The 15,791-nt window shown below is 66.7% G+C and carries 16 protein-coding genes; 7 read left to right on the top strand and 9 right to left on the bottom strand.

The annotated features are described in order from the left end of the window. Positions 1 to 80: 80 nt before the first annotated feature. Positions 81 to 209, bottom strand: a complete 129-nt coding sequence (locus AC16HO_RS02535) for a cbb3-type cytochrome oxidase subunit 3 (protein ID WP_484335278.1) — start codon at positions 207 to 209, stop codon at positions 81 to 83. A gap of 28 nt (positions 210 to 237) precedes the next feature. After that, complete coding sequence (locus AC16HO_RS02530; RefSeq protein ID WP_484335277.1) at positions 238 to 729, bottom strand: DUF1269 domain-containing protein; 492 nt, start codon at positions 727 to 729, stop codon at positions 238 to 240. 173 nt (positions 730 to 902) lie between these two features. On the opposite strand from AC16HO_RS02530, the gene AC16HO_RS02525 reads away from it, so the two are divergent. From AC16HO_RS02525 to AC16HO_RS02515, 3 genes are read left to right on the top strand one after another with little or no spacing between them, the layout of a single operon-like run. Next, positions 903 to 1,823, top strand: coding sequence for an ATP-binding cassette domain-containing protein (locus AC16HO_RS02525; RefSeq protein WP_484335276.1), 921 nt, complete (start codon positions 903 to 905; stop codon positions 1,821 to 1,823). 3 nt (positions 1,824 to 1,826) lie between these two features. Continuing rightward, a complete protein-coding gene (locus AC16HO_RS02520; protein ID WP_395642462.1) occupies positions 1,827 to 2,588 on the top strand; it encodes an ABC transporter permease in 762 nt (253 codons plus the stop codon). A gap of 22 nt (positions 2,589 to 2,610) precedes the next feature. Further along, a complete protein-coding gene (locus tag AC16HO_RS02515; RefSeq protein ID WP_395642463.1) occupies positions 2,611 to 3,492 on the top strand; it encodes a phytanoyl-CoA dioxygenase family protein in 882 nt (293 codons plus the stop codon). A 117-nt stretch (positions 3,493 to 3,609) separates the two neighbouring features. On the opposite strand, the gene AC16HO_RS02510 is transcribed toward AC16HO_RS02515, so the two are convergent. After that, a complete protein-coding gene (locus AC16HO_RS02510) occupies positions 3,610 to 4,962 on the bottom strand; it encodes a formimidoylglutamate deiminase (RefSeq protein ID WP_395642464.1) in 1,353 nt (450 codons plus the stop codon). A 147-nt stretch (positions 4,963 to 5,109) separates the two neighbouring features. On the opposite strand from AC16HO_RS02510, the gene AC16HO_RS02505 reads away from it, so the two are divergent. After that, entirely contained in the window at positions 5,110 to 6,540 is a 1,431-nt protein-coding gene (locus AC16HO_RS02505) for a chloride channel protein (RefSeq protein WP_395642465.1), read from the top strand. After that, positions 6,537 to 7,769, top strand: coding sequence for an imidazolonepropionase (gene hutI, locus AC16HO_RS02500; RefSeq protein WP_395642466.1), 1,233 nt, complete (start codon positions 6,537 to 6,539; stop codon positions 7,767 to 7,769). Before AC16HO_RS02505 ends, hutI begins: the two co-directional genes overlap by 4 nt. 129 nt (positions 7,770 to 7,898) lie before the next feature. Here the strand turns inward: hutI and AC16HO_RS02495 are convergent, their stop codons facing one another. Beyond that, positions 7,899 to 8,075, bottom strand: coding sequence for a 30S ribosomal protein THX (locus AC16HO_RS02495; protein ID WP_395642467.1), 177 nt, complete (start codon positions 8,073 to 8,075; stop codon positions 7,899 to 7,901). A gap of 149 nt (positions 8,076 to 8,224) precedes the next feature. Here AC16HO_RS02495 and AC16HO_RS02490 point away from each other — a divergent pair, with 149 nt between their 5' ends. Beyond that, on the top strand, positions 8,225 to 9,196 hold the full coding sequence (locus AC16HO_RS02490; RefSeq protein ID WP_395642468.1) for a patatin-like phospholipase family protein: 972 nt from the start codon (positions 8,225 to 8,227) through the stop codon (positions 9,194 to 9,196). A gap of 54 nt (positions 9,197 to 9,250) precedes the next feature. On the opposite strand, the gene AC16HO_RS02485 is transcribed toward AC16HO_RS02490, so the two are convergent. Further along, on the bottom strand, positions 9,251 to 10,183 hold the full coding sequence (locus tag AC16HO_RS02485; RefSeq protein ID WP_395642469.1) for a cation diffusion facilitator family transporter: 933 nt from the start codon (positions 10,181 to 10,183) through the stop codon (positions 9,251 to 9,253). A 128-nt stretch (positions 10,184 to 10,311) separates the two neighbouring features. Beyond that, positions 10,312 to 10,764 (bottom strand): MerC domain-containing protein, encoded by a 453-nt coding sequence (locus AC16HO_RS02480; protein ID WP_395642470.1) that lies wholly within the window; start codon positions 10,762 to 10,764, stop codon positions 10,312 to 10,314. Positions 10,765 to 10,925: 161 nt separating this feature from the next. Between AC16HO_RS02480 and AC16HO_RS02475 the strand changes: the two genes are divergently transcribed. Next, a complete protein-coding gene (locus tag AC16HO_RS02475; RefSeq protein WP_395642471.1) occupies positions 10,926 to 13,100 on the top strand; it encodes a TonB-dependent receptor in 2,175 nt (724 codons plus the stop codon). A gap of 214 nt (positions 13,101 to 13,314) precedes the next feature. Here the strand turns inward: AC16HO_RS02475 and AC16HO_RS02470 are convergent, their stop codons facing one another. The 3 genes from AC16HO_RS02470 to gltX form a co-directional block, all read right to left on the bottom strand. Continuing rightward, positions 13,315 to 13,791 (bottom strand): transcriptional repressor, encoded by a 477-nt coding sequence (locus AC16HO_RS02470; RefSeq protein WP_395642472.1) that lies wholly within the window; start codon positions 13,789 to 13,791, stop codon positions 13,315 to 13,317. A 169-nt stretch (positions 13,792 to 13,960) separates the two neighbouring features. After that, positions 13,961 to 14,305, bottom strand: coding sequence for a zinc ribbon domain-containing protein (locus tag AC16HO_RS02465; RefSeq protein ID WP_395642473.1), 345 nt, complete (start codon positions 14,303 to 14,305; stop codon positions 13,961 to 13,963). Between the two features lie 13 nt (positions 14,306 to 14,318). Continuing rightward, on the bottom strand, positions 14,319 to 15,722 hold the full coding sequence (gene gltX, locus AC16HO_RS02460; protein ID WP_395642474.1) for a glutamate--tRNA ligase: 1,404 nt from the start codon (positions 15,720 to 15,722) through the stop codon (positions 14,319 to 14,321). Positions 15,723 to 15,791 lie beyond the last annotated feature (69 nt).

Below are 15,791 nucleotides of genomic sequence, written 5' to 3'. Positions count from 1 at the left end.
GGTCGGTTCGATCCGGGACAGATCATGCAAGTTCATCACGACGTCATCGCCGCGGGTCGTCGTGCGTGGAGCGACGGCGTTCAGTCCTTGTCGTCGAACGGGATGCGCGCGTCGGCGTCGAACCGCTTCTTGCGCTTGCGGCCGAACGCCCAGATCACGACGCCGATGAAGAGAACGATCAACAGCAACAGATAGAGCGTGCCGTTCATCGCCTGCTTCCTGCCGTTCAGTGGCGGGCTATGGTTTGGCAGCGCTCAACACCGCCTGCAGCTTGGCCTCGTCCTCGTGCGTCAGCGAGGTCTTGAGGATCTTGCCGCCCGTGCCCTGCAGCTCCTCGAGGACCTTGTCGGGCGTCGCGCCGTGCGCCAGCACGAAAAGCACCGATCCGCCGGGCTGCATCTGGCCGGCGAGGTTCTTCATGAAATCGTCGTCGATGCCGAGGTCGGTCAGCGCACCCGAGATCGCGCCGGCGCTCGCGCCGACCGCCGCGCCGAGCAGCGGCATCATGAAGATCAGGCCGATCAGGGCGCCCCAGAAGCCGCCGCTCAGCGCGCCGGCGCCGGTCAGGTTCATTGCCTGGTGCAGCTTGACCTTGCCCTTCGCATCCTTCGTCGCGACGACCGCGTCCTCGAGGTCGATCAGGTAGTCCTTCTGCAGCTTGCGCAGCTTCAGGCGGACCTCTTCGGCCTGGAATTCCTTCTCGTAGCTCACCACCACCAATGTGCTCATGCACGATCTCCTTGCAGTCCGGGGGGAATGGAACGCAGACTATAGCCAGCGCGCGGACCGCGCGCGCGAGCGCCCGCGGCGCCGCCGGGCCTGCGCGTGCGCGGCAGCGTGCGAAGGCGGCGCTTGCTGCGCGCGCCGCGCCGGGGCGCGGCCGGCTGGACCACAATGCGCGCATGCGGCCGATCATCGACATCCGGGGCCTCGGAAAGACCTACGATTCCGGCTTCGTCGCGCTGCAGGACATCGATCTGCAGATTCGCGCGGGCGAGATCTTCGCCCTGCTCGGGCCGAACGGCGCCGGCAAGACGACGCTGATCAGCATCGTCTGCGGCATCGTCAATGCGACCACCGGCAGCGTCGTCGCCGATGGCCACGACATCGCGCGCGACTACCGCGCCGCGCGCGCGAAAATCGGCCTCGTGCCGCAGGAGCTGCACACCGACGCGTTCGAGAGCGTGATCGCGACGGTGACCTTCAGCCGCGGCCTGTTCGGCCTCGCGCCGAATCCGGCGCACATCGAAACCGTACTGCGCGAGCTCTCGCTGTGGGACAAACGCGATGCCAAGGTGATGACCCTGTCCGGCGGCATGAAGCGCCGCGTGCTGATCGCCAAGGCGCTCGCGCACGAACCGCGCATTCTGTTCCTCGACGAACCGACCGCCGGCGTCGACGTCGAACTGCGCCACGACATGTGGCAGATGGTGCGCCGCCTGCGCGAGAACGGCACGACGATAATCCTGACCACGCACTACATCGAGGAAGCCGAGGACATGGCCGACCGCATCGGCGTGATCCGCAAGGGCGAGCTGATCCTGGTCGAGGACAAGGCCGCGCTGATGAAGAAGCTCGGCAGGAAACAGCTCACGCTGGCACTGCAGACGCCACTGCAGCGCATTCCGCACGAACTCGCCACGTTGCCGCTCGAACTGTCGGCCGACGGCGACGCGATCACCTACACCTTCGACACGCAGCGCGAGGAAACCGGCATCGCCGAACTGCTGCGCCGGCTTGCCGCGCACGGCATCGATTTCAAGGATCTGCATTCGAGCCAGTCCTCGCTCGAAGACATTTTCGTGTCGCTGGTGCGGAGCTGAGCCATGAACCTCCACGCGATCCGCGCGATCTACAAATTCGAAATGGCGCGCACCTTCCGCACCCTGCTCGAATCGATGCTGTCGCCGGTGCTGTCGACCTCGCTCTACTTCATCGTCTTCGGCGCGGCGATCGGCGCGCGCGTCGGCAGCGTCGACGGCGTCGACTACGCGGCCTTCATCATTCCCGGCCTGCTCATGCTGCCGCTGCTCAACGAGAGCATCTCCAACGCCGCGTTCGGCATCTACATGCCGAAATGGGCCGGCACGATCTTCGAACTGCTCTCGGCACCGGTGTCGGCGTTCGAGGCGGTGCTCGGCTACGTCGGCGCGGCGGCGACCAAGTCGCTGATGCTCGGCACGCTGATCCTGATCACCGCGCGCTTTTTCGTGCCCTACCACATCGAACACCCGTTCTGGATGGTCGCTTTCCTCGTGCTGACCGCGCTGAGCTTCAGCCTGTTCGGCTTCATCCTCGGCCTGTGGGCGGACAGCTTCCAGCGCCTGCAAGTCGTGCCGATGCTGATCATGACCCCGCTGACCTTCCTCGGCGGCGCGTTCTATTCGATCTCGATGCTGCCGCCGCTGTGGCAGAAAATCAGCCTGTTCAACCCGGTCGTGTACCTGATCAGCGGCATGCGCTGGAGCTTCTACGGCAAGGCCGACGTCGATGTCGCAATCAGCCTCGCCGCGATCCTCGGCTTCCTCGCGCTATGCCTCGCCATCGTCTCGTGGATCTTCCGCAGCGGCTACAAGCTGCGCAATTGAGCCCGCGCCGGAATCGACCGCCATGCCCATCACCCGCTGCACAACCCTGCCGAACGGTGAATTGCCGCCTGAAGCTGCCGCCGCTTTCCACCGCGACGGCGTACTGGTCATCGAAAACTTCAAGCGCCGCGGCGAATGCGAACTCCTGCGCGTGCGCGCCAACGCACTCGTCGAGGAACACGGCCCGCGCGCGGTCGGCACGATCTTCTCGACCCGTGCGCCGCAGCATCTCGACAGCCGCTATTTTCTCGAATCGGCCACCGGCATCGGCGTGTTCTTCGAGGAAGAAGCGTTCGACATCGACGGCAAGCTCGCCTACCCGCTGCCGCTCGCGGTCAACAAGCTCGGCCACGCGATGCACGACCTCGACCCGGTGTTCTCGGCGTTCTCGAAAGGCCCCGCGCTGCAGGCGGTCAGTGCGAGCCTTGGCGTCGCGCAGCCGCGCGTGATGCAGTCGATGTACATCTTCAAGCAGCCGGGCATCGGCGGCGAAGTCATCTGCCACCAGGATTCGACTTATCTCTACACCGAGCCGATGTCGGTCACCGGCTACTGGTTCGCGATCGACGACGCGCATCGCGGCAACGGCTGCCTCGGCGGCATCCCGGGCGAGCATCGCAAGGGATTGAAGAAACTGTTTCGCAGCAAGGCTGACGGCACGCTCGAAACGAACGAACTCGACGCATCGATCGAATGGGACATGTCCGCGCTCGAATGGCTCGAAGTCCCCGCCGGCACGCTGATCGTGTTCAACGGCTGCTTTCCGCACCTGTCCGAAGCCAACCGCTCGGCGCAGGCGCGCCATGCCTACACGCTGCACGCAGTCGATGCCACATGCACGTATCCGGCGGACAACTGGCTGCAGCGTCCCGCGGAATTTCCGGCGCGAGGATTCGTCTGCTGACACTGCGCACCAATCGCGCGCCGTGCGCTTGCGGATTCCAGAGCGGCACGCAAGCCGCCAAAGCGGCGGCAAACGGACCGGGGGAATCCCTCGCCGGGCGGGTCGTGCTGGCTTGCGCTAGACGCGGGCCGCTAAACGCTCCACCGTGGCGCGATAGCGCGCCGCGATGCGCTCGCGGTCGCGATGACGGAAATCGCGCACGACCCAATCGCCGCCGACCATGACGTGGCGCACGAGGTTGGCGTTGCCGGCGAACAGGAACGTGTCGATCAGGCTGGCCTCGTCGCGGCCGGCCAGCAGCGCCGAATCGTCGTCGAGCACGATGAAGTCGGCGCGTGCATCCGCCGCGATCGCGCCGACGCCGACGCCCGCCGCCTGCGCACCGCCACGCAGCGCCGCGGCGAACAAGGTCTCGCCAACGCTGTGGTTCGCCACCGACACCGCGATATTGCGGTGCCGCGTGGCGAGGCGCTGGCCGTACTCGAGCCAGCGCAGTTCCTCGACCGGCGATACCGAGATGTGGCTGTCCGAGCCGATGCCGAGCGCACCGTTCTCGTCGATGTACGCCTTGAGCGGGAACAGGCCGTCGCCGAGGTTGGCCTCGGTGGTCGGGCACAGGCCGGCGACCGCGCCGGACTGCGCGAGGCGCTGTGTTTCCTGCGCGCTCATGTGCGTGGCGTGGACCAGGCACCAGCGCGCGTCGACCGGCAGGTTGTCGAGCAGCCACTCGACCGGCCGCGCATTGCGCAGCGCGAGGCAGTCCTGCACCTCGCCGATCTGCTCGGCGATATGGACGTGGACCGGCATGCCGCGCGTCAACTCTGCGGCAAGCACCTCGCGCATCGCCTTCTCCGGCACCGCGCGCAGCGAATGCAGGGCGACGCCGATGCGCAATGCGGCATTTTCCACATTTACCAATTGCTGCAACAACGACAGGTAGCCGTCGACGTCGAAGCCGAAGCGGCGCTGGCGCTCGGACAGCGGGCGGCCGTCGAAGCCGCCGGTCATGTACAGCGTCGGCAGCAGGGTCAGGCCGATGCCGGCCTCGCGCGCGGCCTCGATCAATGCCAGCGACATCGCCGCAGGATCGGCATACCGCTTGCCGTCCGGCTGGTGGTGCAGGTAGTGGAATTCGCAGACCTGGGTGTAGCCGGCCTCGAGCATCTCGACGTAGAGCTGCGCCGCGATCGCCTGCAAATCTTCCGGGCCGATGCGGCCGGCGAATGCGTACATCGTCTCGCGCCAGGTCCAGAACGAGTCCGACGAGTTGGTCTGCTTTTCCGCCAATCCCGCCATCGCGCGCTGGAACGCGTGCGAATGCAGATTCGGCATGCCCGGCAGCACGCAGCGGCCGAGCCGCTCGCCATGGCCGTCCGCGGCAGCGGCGATGCGGCCCGCGGCGACCGCGAGGCGTGCGCCACGCGTCCACCCCTGCGGACTCCACAACGATTCGGCGAAATAGTTTTTCATGCCTGCGATTTCCTCGTGTCGGAGAACAGTATGCCAGCCGCGTGCGCAAATGCGGCAAGCGGGCAGAGCCTGCTTTCATGATCGGCGAACGGGCGATCGCGCGCGCCGCTGTCGCAGCGACCACCCGCGCTCTGCGATAATCGCCGCATGTCCGCTCCCGACGACCACCCCGCGCGCACGCACCTGCGCAGCCGTCTCGACGACGAACTGTTCGCCCCCGCGCAGTGGAAGCGGCGGTTTGCGTTGTGGGGCGGCGGCGTCCTGGTCGGCCTCGCCGCGATCGCCTTCGCGCGCGCGAGCGACTACGCCTTTGTCGGCTTTCGCGCGATCCTCGCGATCTCGGCGTGGTTGCCGCTCGCGATCATGCCGGCGGCGTTCGCCTTGCTTGCCTGGCTGACTTCGGGGCCGCTCAAGGCCACGCGTGGCAGCGGCATTCCGCAGGTGATCGCCGCGCTCGACGTGCCCGAGGCGGCCTTCCGCGATCGCCTGCTCTCGCTGCCCGTCGTGCTGGCGAAAATGGCTCTCACCCTGTTCGGCCTCGCCATGGGCGCGTCGATCGGCCGCGAGGGCCCGACCGTGCACGTCGGCGCAGGCATCATGTATTCGATCGGCAAGCGGCTCGGCTTCGCCGATCCCAAGGCACTGTCGCGCTTCATCCTCGCCGGCGGCGGCGCCGGCATCGCGGCCGCGTTCAACACCCCGCTCGCCGGCGTCGTGTTCGCGATCGAGGAACTGGCCGGCACGTTCGAACACCGCTTCAGCGGCATCATTCTGACTGCGGTGATCTTCGCCGGCATCGTCTCGCTCGGCGTGCTCGGCAACTATGCCTATTTCGGCCGCGTCGCCGCCGAGATGCCGCTCGGGCAAAGCTGGTTCGCGGTCGCGCTCTGCGGACTTTGCGGCGGCCTCGGCGGCGCGCTGTTCGCGCGCACCATCCTGCTGCAGGAGCCCGATCCGGCCAGCCGCAATCCGCTCACCCGCGTTGCCGCGATGCGCGCGCGCTGGCCGGTCGGCTTCGCCGCCGGCTGCGGTCTGGCGCTGGCCGTGCTCGGCGTCGTCAGTGCGCATTTCGGCAGCGGCATTTACGGCACCGGCTACGCCGAGGCGCGCGATCTCGTCCAGTCCACGCACGGTGCCGCGTTCGTGTTCGGCTGGCTCAAACTCGCCGCCAACGTCCTCTCGTACTGGGCCGGCATCCCCGGCGGCATCTTCTCGCCGGCGCTGGCGGTCGGCGCGGGCATGGGCAATGCGGTGTCGAGCTTGCTGCCGCAGGCCGACAAGGCGGCGATCGTGCTGGTCGGCATGGGCGCGTTTCTCTCCGGCGTGACCCAGGCGCCGTTGACCTCGGCCGTGATCACGCTCGAACTGACTGCCAACCAGAGCATGGTGATACCGATCCTCGCCGTGTGTCTGCTCGCGCGAGCAATCGCCGCACTGATCGCGCCGGTGCCGGTGTATCGTGCGTTCGCGCAGCGCCTGATCGACGAACACGAGCGGCAGCAGGCCGCCGACGGCGTGCCCGTGCACGCGCCCGACCCGATGCCGGCCACCGCCCCGGCGACGAGCGCGCCAAAATGAGCCTGCTCTGGGATGGCTTGCTGCTCGACTGCCGCCTCGCGACGATGGCGGCGAACGGCACCGCATTCGGCCTGGTCGATGCCGCGGCGCTCGGCTGGAACGACGGCCGCATCGTTTTCGCCGCGCCGATGTCCGCGTTGCCCGGCAGGCCCGCTGCGCTCGCGCGCACGGTGGACTCGGCACACGGCGCGCTGGTCACGCCAGGCTTGATCGATTGCCATACCCATCTCGTCTTCGCCGGCGATCGCGCCGCGGAGTTCGACCTGCGCCTCAACGGTGCGAGTTACGCCGAGATCGCCAAGGCCGGCGGCGGCATCCTCTCGACCGTGGCGAAGACGCGCGCCGCACGCGAAGACGAACTGCTCGCGCAGTCGCTGCCTCGCGCGCGAATGCTGCTCGCCGACGGCGTGACCACGCTCGAAATCAAGTCCGGCTACGGCCTCGACTTCGCCAGCGAAGCGAAGATGCTGCGCGTCGCGCGGCGCATCGGCGAGACGCTCGGCATCGGCGTGCGCACGACGTTCCTCGGCGCACACGCGCTGCCGCCCGAGTTCGCCGGGCGCCAGGCCGACTACGTCGACGAGGCCTGCATCCACATGCTGCCGCAGATCGCGCAGACGGGTCTCGCCGACGCGGTCGATGCATTCTGCGAGAACATCGCGTTCACGCCGTCCGAAGTCCAGCGTGTATTCGAGACCGCGCGTGCGCACGGCCTGCCGGTCAAACTGCACGCCGATCAGTTGTCCGATTCGGGCGGTGCCGCACTCGCCGCGGAATTCGGCGCACTCTCGGCCGACCATCTCGAATACGCGAACGCGGCCGGCATCGCGGCGATGGCCGCGGCCGGCAGCGTCGCGGTGATGCTGCCCGGTGCATTTTATACTTTGCGTGAAAATACACTACCGCCGATCGAGGCGTTTCGCCGTCACGGCGTGGCGCTCGCCGTGGCCAGCGATCTCAACCCGGGCACCTCGCCGCTGCTCTCGCTGCGCCACGCGATGAACATGGCCTGCACCCTGTTCCGCATGACTCCCGAGGAAGCGTTGCGTGGCGCGACCGCGCACGCCGCGCGCGCACTGGGCCTGACCGACCGCGGCGTACTGGCGCCCGGGCAGCGCGCGGATTTCGTCGTCTGGGACGCCGGCCACCCGGCCGAGCTGTGCTACTGGATCGGTGGCACGTTGGTACGCCGTGTCGTCGTCGGCGGCAGGCAAGCTGTCAGCGCATGAATCCGCGACGAAAAGTTCTGTGCGGGTGATTGCCGACGTCGCGCCGGGATCGCCCGTCGGCCGGCAGCCGCGAACGACGAAAAAAAAACCCCGCTCGCAGCGGGGTTTTTCGTGCGCGGCGGTGCGCGATCAGGCGGCGGGCTTCTTCGCCGGTGCGGCCTTCTTGGCCGGCGCAGCCTTCTTCGCCGCCGGCTTCGCGGCGACGGTCTTCGTGCCCGCGGCCTTCTTCGCCACGTGCGGACGCGCCTTGCCGTAGCTGCGGATCGCGATCTTGCCTTTCTTGGTCTTGCGGTCGCCTCTGCCCATTTTTGTCTCACTCCTGAAGGAAAAATTGAAAAGTCTGCACACGAGCGTGCGGTATTTGATCGGCGAGGATCAATTTGCCGCGTAGCTTAACAGCGCGCGCGCCGCGTGGGAATTCGCCACGCGCGGGAGACTCCCGCTATGATTCCCGCATGGCCGCCGGCTCCCGCGATGCGACGATCAGCCTCGCCCTGCAAGGTGGCGGCGCGCACGGCGCATTCACCTGGGGCGTCCTCGACCGCCTGCTCGAGCACGGTTCACTCGATTTCGACGGCGTCAGCGCGACCTCGAGCGGTGCGATGAACGCCTGCGCGCTGGCCCAGGGCTGGCTCGACGGCAAGCGCGACGGCGCGCGCGCGATGCTGGCTCGACTATGGGAATCCGTGGGCGCGCAGACGAGCCTGATGCGCTGGGCGTTCGCTTCGCCCGCGGGCGCGGCGACCGAGCGCATCCTGCTCGGGCTGACGCGCTACTTCACCCCGCAGGAAATGAACCCGCTCGGCATCAATCCGGTTAGGACCATCGCGGCTTCGTTGTTCGACTTCGAGCGGATCGGCAAGGAGTCGCCGTTCAAGCTGTTCATCGCGGCGACGCGCGTGCGCGACGGGCGCCTGATGCTGTTCGACAACGCCAGCCTGAGCCTCGACGCGCTGATCGCGAGCACCTGCCTGCCGCAACTGTTCGCACCGGTCGAGATCGACGGCGAAACCTATTGGGATGGCGGCTATGCGGGCAACCCCGCGATCGAGCCTCTCGTCTACCGCTGTACCGCCGAGACCATCGCCTGCGTGCTGGTGCAGCCGATCGAGCGCGCGCAACCGCCGGCAACTGCGCGCGAGATCGGTGAACGCATCACCGAACTGTCGTTCTCGACCACGTTCATCCGCGAACTCGAAACGCTGCAGACGGCACAGGACATGCTGGCGAGGAATTTCCCGCTGACACCGCTGGGCCGGCGTCTGAAGAAGATCGACATCCAGATCCTCGAACCCGGCGAATCGCTGGATGGCTACAGCGCGAAAACGCGACTCACTGCGCGCATGGATTTCCTGCGCGACCTGCGCGACCTCGGCCGTGATCGCGCACAGACGTGGCTGGAAAAGAACGACATTTTGCGCGGATGAGAGTGGGGGTTCCGGCATCTGCCTTGTCCGCCCTGCTCCGCGCCACAACCGCGCTCAGTGTGCGTGCCCGTGGTGATGTTCGTGCGCGCCAGGCCCGCAGTCCTCGTGCGCGCAGTCGCGCCGCTCGATCTGCACGGTCGCGTGCGCGATCTGGAATTTCTCGCGCAGGATCGCCTGCACCTGGGCCAGCGCCGCATGCGCATCCGCATCCTCGCGCAGGCGCGCGTGCAGCGTCGCCAGACGGCGGCCGCCGGCCAGTTGCCAGACATGCACATGATGCACGTCGACGATGCCCTCGCCCTGCTTCGCCGCAACCGCGACCTGGGCCGTGTCGACGCCCTCGGGCGTGCCCTCTAGCAGGATGTGCGCCGAGCGCTTGAGCAATCTCCAGGCGCTGCCGGCAATCAGCAGCGAGACGAAGATCGAGAATGCCGGGTCGGCCCACAGCCAGCCTTGCCAGCGGATCAACAATGCCGCGGCGACCGCGCCGAGCGACCCGAGCAGGTCGCCGAGCACGTGCAGGCGCGCGCCAGCAGCGTTGAGATCGTCGTGGTCGTGGCCACCGAGCACTTGCAACACGAACAGGTTCACCACGAGGCCGATCACGGCGATGATCAGCATCGTGCCGGAAAGAATCGGCTCCGGCCGGGCAAAACGCCAGATCGCCTCGACCACGATCCACGCCACCAGCGCGAACTGGAACAGCGCATTGGTGTAGCCGACCAGCACCTCCAGCCGCGCATAGCCGAAGCTGCGTCGGTCATCGGCCGGCCGGCGTGCGAAATAGGCCCCGAGGAAGGCGAGCAGCAGCGCGAACGCGTCGACGAACATGTGGCCGGCGTCGGCGAGCAGGGCGAGCGAACCCGAAATCCAGCCGCCCGCGGCTTCGACGACGAGCGTGATCGAAGTCAGCACGAACGCCCACAGCAGGCGGCGCTCGCCCGCTCCGGCGTGGTCGTGGTCGTGGTGATGCTCGGGGGCGGTCATGCTTCGCTGTTGCGCGGATGGCGGCGGAGGTGCGCGGATGTTAGGCGGCCGGCAAGGCGTTACACAATCGCATTCACGCAGCGAGTCTCGTTATTGCGGACAACACGCGGGCGCGAACGACAACGCCGCTACGCCGCGCCGCCGGGCGGGCAGCAGCTGCCGAACAGATGGGTCAGGCGCAGGTTGACGATGTGTGCCAGCGCTACGCAGCAACCGCCGAGAGTGACCAGCATGGCATGGGTGACTATGGACGATTCCGCGTCGAATACCCAGGCACCGATCCAGAGCAGGGCCAGGCCCGCGGCGGCGAGGTACAACGCGCTGGTGACGCGATGCCGGCGCCAACCGCGGACCAGGGAGGCGAGCGCGAGCAGGCTCGCACAGGCGATGAAGATGCGCTCGAAACGGTGATCGCCGAGGAAGCCGAGGCCCAGCGCCGGCAGCACGGTCAGCACGAACGGCAGCACCGCGCAATGCAGCGCGCACAGGAACGATGCGGTCGCGCCGATGCGGTCGGCGACATGGGCGAGCGCATCGTGGGCGGCGGCGCTGCCCAGTTGCGGGGCGGAAGAGCTGGCCATGGCTAAGTTATAACATAACGTCGGGTTCTGGTGAATCCCGCGACACGACGGGGTGCTGTTTGCAGTTCCGACAGCCCTTGCATGACTTCCGTCACGATGCCGGGGCGAAATAATGTTATATTATATCATAACAAAGACAATCTCGCAGGACGCCCCACGCAATGACGAAGAAGTTGCTCGCACTCGCCATCATCCTCACCCTGCCGGCCGTACCGTTCGCCCGCGCCGCCGACACACCCGCTGCCGTGCCGGATGCCGCAGCCGACCCCGCCGACAAGGCGACCACGCTGCAGGCGGTTGAGGTCAACGCCAAGCTCGACCGTGCGCGTAACCAGTTGTCGCCCAGCGTCGGCGCGAGCCAATACGTGATCGACTCCGAGGCGATCGAACGCCTGCCGCTCGGCGATGCGACGCCGCTCAACCAGATCCTGCTGCAGGCGCCCGGCGTAGTGCAGGACTCGTACGGCCAGTTGCACATCCGCGGCGATCACGGCGACGTGCAGTACCGCATCAACGGCGTGATCGTTCCCGAGAGCATCGAAGGCTTCGGCCAGACGCTCGACCCGGACATCATCGAGCGCGTGCAGTTGCTGACCGGCGCGCTGCCGGCACAGTACGGCTACCGCACTGCGGGCGTGGTCGAAATCACGACCGAAAGCGGCGCGCACCGCCACCACGGCACCGGCGGTGACGGCGAGGACGACAAGAATTCCGGCGGCAAGATCAGCCTGCTCACCGGCTCGTTCGGCGCTTTGCAGACCGAGATCTCATTGCATGGCAGCGGCGACCGTTGGAGCTATTTCACCACGTTCGAGTACGCGCAGAACGACGTCGGCATCGAGAACCCGACGCCGGCGTACAACGCGATCCACGACCGCACCCATCAGGCAAAGGGCTTCGGCTATTTTTCCTATCTGCTCAGCGACGACATGCGCCTCTCGTTCATGGCCGGCGTCACCAACAACCGCTTCCAGATCCCCAACAACCCGGATCAGCAGCCGTCATTCGCCCTGGCCGGCGTGGACACCTTCGATTCGGCGCGGCTCGACGAGCGTCAGCGCGAGCACACGCGTTTCGGCGTCGTCTCGTTGCAGGGACATTTCGGCGCCACCGACTACCAGGTTTCGCTCGGCCAGCGCTACACCGGCGTCGACTATCATCCTGATCCGGTCGGCGACCTCGTCTTCAACGGCGTCGCCGGCACGATTCACCGCGCCAACCGCGCGAGCACGCTGCAAGCGGACTTTTCCGTGCCCTTCGCCGACAGCACACACACGCTGCGCTACGGCCTCCACGCGAGCAGCGAGCGCCCGGTCAGCGATTCGACCTCACTCGTATTCCCCGCCGACGCCGTCGGCAACCAGACCAACGACGTGCCGATCACGATCGTCGACAACTCGCAGCACATCAACGCAAAGACCTGTGGCCTGTACCTGCAGGACGAGTGGGGCATCGGCGACGGGCTCACGCTCAACTACGGCCTGCGCGCCGACAAGGTCGACGCCTACGTCAGCGAGGGCCAGATCAGCCCGCGCATCGGTTTCGTCTACCAGTTCAGCGACGCCACCGCGCTCCATGCAGGCTACGCGCGCTACTTCACGCCGCCGCCGACCGAGCTGATCTCGCCGACCGACATCGCCCTGTTCCAGGGCACGACCAACCAGCTTCCGACCGACGTCAACGCCGAGACGCGCTCGGAACGCTCGCACTATTTCGATGTCGGCCTCAACCACAAGTTCGACGCGCATTGGACGCTCGGCCTCGACGCCTACTACCGCAAGGTGCGCAACCTGCTCGACGAAGGCCAGTTCGGCGCCGCGTTGATCTTCTCGCCATTCAACTACGACCGCGGTCGCATCCGCGGCGTGGAATTCACTGCCAACTACACCAACGGCAACCTGAGCGGCTACTTCAACCTGTCCTCGAACCGCGCGATGGGCCGCAAGGTCGTCACCGGCCAGTACAACTTCGACCAGGACGAACTCGACTACATCGCCACGCACTGGGTGCACCTCGACCACGACCAGCGTCTGACCGGCTCCGGCGGCATCAGCTACGACTGGGACGGATTGAAGCTGAGCGCCGATTTCCTTTACGGCTCGGGCCTGCGCCGCGACTTCGCCAACAGCGCGCACCTGCCGAGATACTGGCAGATCAACCTGTCGGCGGCGCGTGATTTCGACCTGCCCGCCATCGGCAACACCAACGTGCGCCTTGCCGTCATCAATGCGACCGACAAGGTTTACCAGTTGCGCGACGGTTCCGGCATCGGCGTTGGCGCGCCGCAATATGGCCCGCGTGCGGGCGCCTATCTCGGTTTGAGCAAGTCGTTCTAGGGTGCTTACGATTCAAGTATTTACCGCCTCGCCATTCCCGCGAAGGCGGGGCTTTCAAAGCCGAATGACTGGTCATCCCGCCCTTGATCTTCGCGGTGACGGTGCAAGAACGGATTCCGGGCCCCATGCTTCGCAGGGCCCCGAATGACGGTGCAAGCACTACCGACGAAACTGCTCTAGGCGCGGGAGAATCAAAGCGTCGAAAACGCCCCGTTTACTGGGCTCCCGCGCAACGTTTGCACACACCGTGCACCTCAAGCGTTTGCGCACGCGCGCGGAAGCCGAGTGCCTTGGCCTGTTCGGTCAGCAGCTTGGCGACGCGCTCGTCGCAGATCTCGGTGGCCGATTCGCACTGGTCGCAGATCAGGAACGGCACGTGATGGACCACGCTGGGGTGATGGCAGCTCACGTAGGCGTTGATCGATTGCAGCTTGTGGATGAAGCCGTTTTCGATGAGGAAGTCGAGCGCGCGGTAGACGGTTGGCGGCGCGGCATTGCTGCGATCGTCCTTGAGCCGGTCGAGCAGATCGTACGCCTTGACCGGCTTCTCCGAACTGGCAATCAGATCGAGCACCTGCTGGCGGATCTCGGTCAGGCGCAGGCCGCGCATCTCGCACGCGGCCGTCACCTCGCGCACGAAGGCGTGGGCGTCGTGGCGATGGTGGTGCGAACTGGCGGGCTTGGCGGACATCGGCGGCATGGATCGTGGTGCGGGCATCATAGCATCCACGAAAAATGGGGCTGCCGTGCGCCACGACAAGATGCCCCGGGCAACGCCTGCGGGCTACCGACACGGTGGCGGAAAAGCGGTCACGCCGGACAAACACACGTTTGCGGTCCGTTGTCCACGCCTCGGGAAATCAGAGCGCGGCGCCGCAATGGCGGCAATGCCTGTCGCCCGCATCGACCGGCTTGCCGCAGGTGCGGCACCGCGGTTTGCGCACGGCTTTCGGCAGCAGCAGCGAAATGCCCCAGCCGATCGGCCCGAGCGCGAGGCCGAGCAAGGTGTCGCGCACGACCGCCTGCTTGTACTTGCCGATCAACGCGCCGACCAGTGCGCTGACCACGGTGAAGCCGATCAGCCAGTACCACAGGGTCGGATCGGTGAGCGTGGCGAAACAGGCATCGAGCACCTGCATCTGCGCGTCGGGATCGTCCGACTGCAGCGCGTGCAGCAGCGTGGCGACGTCGCAGTTCAACGGCACGCCATCGCCGGACTCAGCCGCCCGCGCGCGCGATCGCGTCGTCGATGCGCTTGAGCGCGCGCTCGCGGCCGACGAGATAAACGGTGTGGTCGATCGACGGCGACACCTGGGTGCCGGTCATCGCCACGCGCAGCGGCTGCGCAACCTTGCCCATGCCCTCGCCGATCGCGACGGCAGCGTCCTGGATCGCCTTGTGCACGTTCTCGACGTTCCAGTCGGCAACGCCCGCGAGCTGCGCATGCACGGCCTGCAGCGCGGGCAGCGCGGTCGCGGCCTTCAGGTGCTTGGCCACTGCCGCGTCGTCCCACGACACGATCGGGCCGTACCAGATGCTCGCCTTCTCGGCCATCTCGCGCAGCGTCTGCGCGCGCTCGCGCAGCGCGACAATCACGTCGACCGGCGCGGGGCCATGCGCGGGATCGAGGCCCTGCTTGCGCAGGTGCCATTCGAATTCCGAGGCAAGTTCCAGCGGATCATCATTCTTGATGTACTGCTGATTGAGCCACTTGAGCTTGTCGACATCGAAGCGCGCCGCGGCCTTGTTCACGTCGCCGACGTCGAACAGGTCGATCATCTGCTGGCGCGAGAAGATCTCCTGGTCGCCGTGCGACCAACCCAGGCGCACGAGGTAATTGAGCAGCGCGTGCGGCAGGAAACCGTCGTCGCGATACTGCATCACGCCAACCGCGCCGTGGCGTTTCGACAGCTTCTGCCCGTCCGCACCGAGGATCATCGGCAGGTGCGCGAACGCGGGCGCCTTTGCGCCGAGCGCGTGATAGATGTTGATCTGGCGCGGCGTGTTGTTGACATGATCGTCGCCGCGGATCACGTCGGTGATGCCCATGTCGATGTCGTCGACGACGACGGCGAAGTTGTAGGTCGGGAATCCGTCCGAGCGGAAGATGACGAGATCATCGAGCTCGTCGTTGCTCCACTCGACGCGGCCCTTGACCTTGTCGTCGAACACGACACTGCCGCCCTGCGGGTTCCTGAAGCGGATGACGCGGTTCGGATCGTCGCGATAGGCCTCGTTGCGCTCGCGGTAGTAGCCGTTGTAGCGCGGCTTCTCGTTCTTCGCCATCGCGGCATTGCGCATCGCTTCGAGCTCGTCGCGGGTCTCGTAGGCGTAATAGGCCTTGCCGGCCTGGATCAGTTGCTCGGCGACATGCCGATAGCGCTCCATGCGCAGCGTCTGGTAGTACGGGCCTTCGTCGGCGCTGAGGTCGAGCCAGCGCATGCCGTCGAGGATCGCCTGCACGGCCGCATCGGTCGAACGCTCGCGGTCCGTGTCCTCGATGCGCAGGATGAATTCGCCGCCGCGATGCCGCGCCTCCAGCCAGCAGTACAGCGCGGTGCGCGCGCCGCCGATGTGCAGATAGCCGGTGGGACTGGGAGCGAAACGCGTGCGGACGGTCATTACGAAAACTTACGCGGAACAATGGTCGCAAAGAGTAACAGAAGGCGCGCTAAACTGCGCTTTTCGGCC

It is taken from the genome of Rudaea sp. (assembly GCF_057139185.1).
This window is presented reverse-complemented; position numbering and strand designations above follow the sequence as displayed.

Excerpts from the sequence above, each read along its gene's own strand:
- AC16HO_RS02535 (WP_484335278.1), bottom strand. The coding sequence starts at position 209 with ATGAACGGCACGCTCTATCTGTTGCTGTTGATCGTTCTCTTCATCGGC.
- AC16HO_RS02530 (WP_484335277.1), bottom strand. The coding sequence starts at position 729 with ATGAGCACATTGGTGGTGGTGAGCTACGAGAAGGAATTCCAGGCCGAA.
- AC16HO_RS02525 (WP_484335276.1), top strand. The coding sequence starts at position 903 with ATGCGGCCGATCATCGACATCCGGGGCCTCGGAAAGACCTACGATTCC.
- AC16HO_RS02520 (WP_395642462.1), top strand. The coding sequence starts at position 1,827 with ATGAACCTCCACGCGATCCGCGCGATCTACAAATTCGAAATGGCGCGC.
- AC16HO_RS02515 (WP_395642463.1), top strand. The coding sequence starts at position 2,611 with ATGCCCATCACCCGCTGCACAACCCTGCCGAACGGTGAATTGCCGCCT.
- AC16HO_RS02510 (WP_395642464.1), bottom strand. The coding sequence starts at position 4,962 with ATGAAAAACTATTTCGCCGAATCGTTGTGGAGTCCGCAGGGGTGGACG.
- AC16HO_RS02505 (WP_395642465.1), top strand. The coding sequence starts at position 5,110 with ATGTCCGCTCCCGACGACCACCCCGCGCGCACGCACCTGCGCAGCCGT.
- hutI (WP_395642466.1), top strand. The coding sequence starts at position 6,537 with ATGAGCCTGCTCTGGGATGGCTTGCTGCTCGACTGCCGCCTCGCGACG.
- AC16HO_RS02495 (WP_395642467.1), bottom strand. The coding sequence starts at position 8,075 with ATGGGCAGAGGCGACCGCAAGACCAAGAAAGGCAAGATCGCGATCCGC.
- AC16HO_RS02490 (WP_395642468.1), top strand. The coding sequence starts at position 8,225 with ATGGCCGCCGGCTCCCGCGATGCGACGATCAGCCTCGCCCTGCAAGGT.
- AC16HO_RS02485 (WP_395642469.1), bottom strand. The coding sequence starts at position 10,183 with ATGACCGCCCCCGAGCATCACCACGACCACGACCACGCCGGAGCGGGC.
- AC16HO_RS02480 (WP_395642470.1), bottom strand. The coding sequence starts at position 10,764 with ATGGCCAGCTCTTCCGCCCCGCAACTGGGCAGCGCCGCCGCCCACGAT.
- AC16HO_RS02475 (WP_395642471.1), top strand. The coding sequence starts at position 10,926 with ATGACGAAGAAGTTGCTCGCACTCGCCATCATCCTCACCCTGCCGGCC.
- AC16HO_RS02470 (WP_395642472.1), bottom strand. The coding sequence starts at position 13,791 with ATGTCCGCCAAGCCCGCCAGTTCGCACCACCATCGCCACGACGCCCAC.
- gltX (WP_395642474.1), bottom strand. The coding sequence starts at position 15,722 with ATGACCGTCCGCACGCGTTTCGCTCCCAGTCCCACCGGCTATCTGCAC.